The organism is Syntrophales bacterium, assembly GCA_030655775.1.
Classification (GTDB): domain Bacteria; phylum Desulfobacterota; class Syntrophia; order Syntrophales; family JADFWA01; genus JAUSPI01.
The window spans coordinates 1-2912 of record JAUSPI010000089.1; the positions used below are offsets into that span (position 1 = coordinate 1).

The window sequence follows — 2912 nt, forward strand, 5'->3', positions numbered from 1 at the left end:
GTTGGGTGAGGTGAACGAGAACTATTTTATCGATGTTTTGCGGAAATACTTACCCGATAGGTACGCGGTAGATACAGGCATCGTATTGGATAGTACGGGCGAAACCAGTGACCAAATTGATGTAATAGTCTATGATAACCAGTACACCCCTACGTTGCTTGATCAACAGAATCACAGATTTGTTCCCGCTGAGGCAGTCTATGCTGCTTTTGAGGTAAAGCCGACTATTAACAAACCGTACCTGGATTACGCAGGCGAGAAGGCGAAGTCCATAAGAAGGCTCGTTCGCACAACCGTCCCTATTATACATGCGGGTGGAGAATACCCAGCAAAACCACCGTTTCCAATCGTGTCCGGCATTATCGCGAGCGAAATCGACTGGGCAGAAGGTTTTCAGGCAGAAGCCTTCAGACGTGCTCATAAGTCTCTGACCGGAATTAAGCAGTTGGATTGCGGCCTGGCGGTTTCTGGAAACGTATTTGACACATACGGCGGAACTATTGAAGTAGGTCCCTCCAGTCAAGCCTTGGCGTATTTTCTGTTCCGTCTTTTGCAGAAACTCCAGTCCTTGGGTACCGTCCCTGCAATAGACTGGAATGCATATGCTGCCGTATTGGGAAAGCAAAACGTCTAACTACCGGATGCAGCCAACTCCTTACAGTCGTGGCTGATCCAAGTGTTATGCGTAGGAGAATAGAATGCACGATTTGAGAACCGTCGATATTCCAAAAATTACTGACCCGACAGTCTTTGAGAATTTGTGTCGAGATTTATGGAAGAACGACAGTGCGAATGATCCTGTCTGTTTTAACGGCCGCCCAGGACAAGCACAAGATGGTGTCGATGTGTATGGCAGAAACACACTGACTGGAGAGTGGTTTGGTCTTCAGTGCAAAGTTCGAGCAGAAAACAACACGTTGAGCAAGAATGAAATAGATGCTGAGATAGCAAAGGCCAGGAATTTCAACCCCTCATTGAGGCGGTACTACTTGTGCACTACCCTGAAAAGGGATGCAGTGTTGCAGGAAATAGAGAGAACTATCACTGACGAATTAGCTACTGAAAACCGCACTTTATCCTTTCAGATCGTTTTCTGGAACGACATAGAAGAGAAGTTGAAAGAGGAATCAAATATCAACATCTACTGTCGGTATTATCACCAATATTTTGTTGATAATACAACAATTGGCCATTCTATTGGTAAGCTTATCAATCTTGAATTGGGCACCCCTAATTCCATGGATACGCATTATGAACTCGTAATAGGCAAGTTCCCTCATCTGAAGGACGCAGAGGGTACAAATGTTAACTACTATCGGGGTACATATTTCATTATCAACTTTCACGAAAGAAAAATCGAGACCTTTCATTCTCGCTGTTTTGCATCGGATATAGAAGCGGCCTTCGTAGGTTCGACTGCTCTCGAATAACGGCGTGGCTCAACAGTATCAAGAATCTAGATGACTTTATTTACGACGACACATATGACGTCGAATTCGTTTTGTCTGAAGAGGAACACAAGAAGTTGCAAAAGGAAATCATTGAAGAAATGATGCATAACGATTAGCTGCACTGGATCGGCGGGAAAGGGCGCCCGCCTCCCAGTGACCTCCCTGTTGGATGAGAATAAAAAACATTAGAATAGAAATCAAAGCCTTTCCATGCTAAGATGCCATACATGAGAACCCTTGAATGTATAATAAAAAATGGTGATTGTTTGAGTATCTTGCAAGATTACCCTGATAGTTCATTTGATCTTATCGTTACATCACCCCCATATGCAGATTGCAGAGCAAAATCATACGGTGGAGTATCCCCTGACGCCTACGTTGAATGGTTTCTTCCCCGGAGTGAGCAATTCTTAAGGATTCTTAAGCCTACAGGAACATTTATTCTCAATATTAAAGAAAAGATTGTTGATGGTGAACGGCATACATACGTCATTGAATTGATACTTGGGCTTAGGCAACAGGGGTGGCTTTGGACCGAAGAGTTTGTCTGGCATAAGAAAAATTGTCATCCAGGCAAAAGGCCAAATCGGTTCCGTGATGCCTGGGAGCGTTGTCTCCAATTCAACAAAACTCGACAATTCCACATGTATCAGGAAGAGGTAATGGTGCCGATGGGAGACTGGGCAAAAACCCGTTTGAAACACCTTGGTACTAATGACGTGATACGATTCAATTCACAAGTCGGCAGCGGATTCGGGAAAAATATTGCAAATTGGGTGGGACGCGATATGAATTTCCTTGGCAAACAATTTTCTTATAACAATTGAGCAAAACTGGATTGAAGGTAATAATGAGTTACGAAGGTAAAATGTATGAACAATTTGCTATGCCAACACGGAAACAAGTTGAGCAGGATTTACTTCGCGCATTATTGAAACATGGTGGTATAATCAAAGAGTTTAGTTTGGGACAAGAAATTGTTGATGAAATAGCGAATGATTTTGGACTGAGTGAACAGCAACGCACTGCCTTCTTGCAAACTGTATATCGCAAAGAGAATCGTGTTAAGAAATCTCTCCTCTGGCATAGATTACTTTTTCGAGCAGCGGATTCTTTGGCAAAAGAGAAATTGGTTTCACGTCCCTCACAGACTTTTCAACTCACAAATAAAAAAGAATGGATGCTGACAGAGAAAGGTTTCGATGAAGCACTAAATCTTTCAAATATACCTGCTGAAAAAAAAGACTTTTTGCCGACTAAATCTTACGAAGTTCAGAAGATTGTAAAGAAACTTAGTGAATCTTCAAGACCCGAAAACTACAATCCATTTGATAATGGGAAGAAAGTTATGAAAGTAACCAGAGAACTGACGTTACGAACAAGAGGATTTCGTCAAGCAGTTATTGAAGCATACGATTGCAAGTGCGCCATCTGCGGAATGAAAATAAAAACACCAGATTT

At 42.5% G+C, this 2912-nt stretch carries 4 protein-coding genes; all 4 read left to right on the forward strand.

The window, feature by feature from the left end:
* A partial coding sequence (locus Q7J27_04565; GenBank protein MDO9528417.1) for a hypothetical protein occupies positions 1-634 on the forward strand: 634 nt, incomplete at its 5' end.
* Positions 635-698: 64 nt separating this feature from the next.
* On the forward strand, positions 699-1430 hold the full coding sequence (locus tag Q7J27_04570; protein ID MDO9528418.1) for a hypothetical protein: 732 nt from the start codon (positions 699-701) through the stop codon (positions 1428-1430).
* A gap of 287 nt (positions 1431-1717) precedes the next feature.
* The gene (locus Q7J27_04575; GenBank protein ID MDO9528419.1) at positions 1718-2278 is read left to right on the forward strand and encodes a DNA methyltransferase; all 561 of its coding nucleotides are present in this window, start codon (positions 1718-1720) and stop codon (positions 2276-2278) included.
* Positions 2279-2301: 23 nt separating this feature from the next.
* On the forward strand, positions 2302-2912 hold a 611-nt coding region (locus tag Q7J27_04580), incomplete at its 3' end, for a hypothetical protein (protein ID MDO9528420.1).

Coding starts and splice junctions, on each gene's coding strand:
- Q7J27_04570 (MDO9528418.1), top strand. CDS start 699: ATGCACGATTTGAGAACCGTCGATATTCCAAAAATTACTGACCCGACA.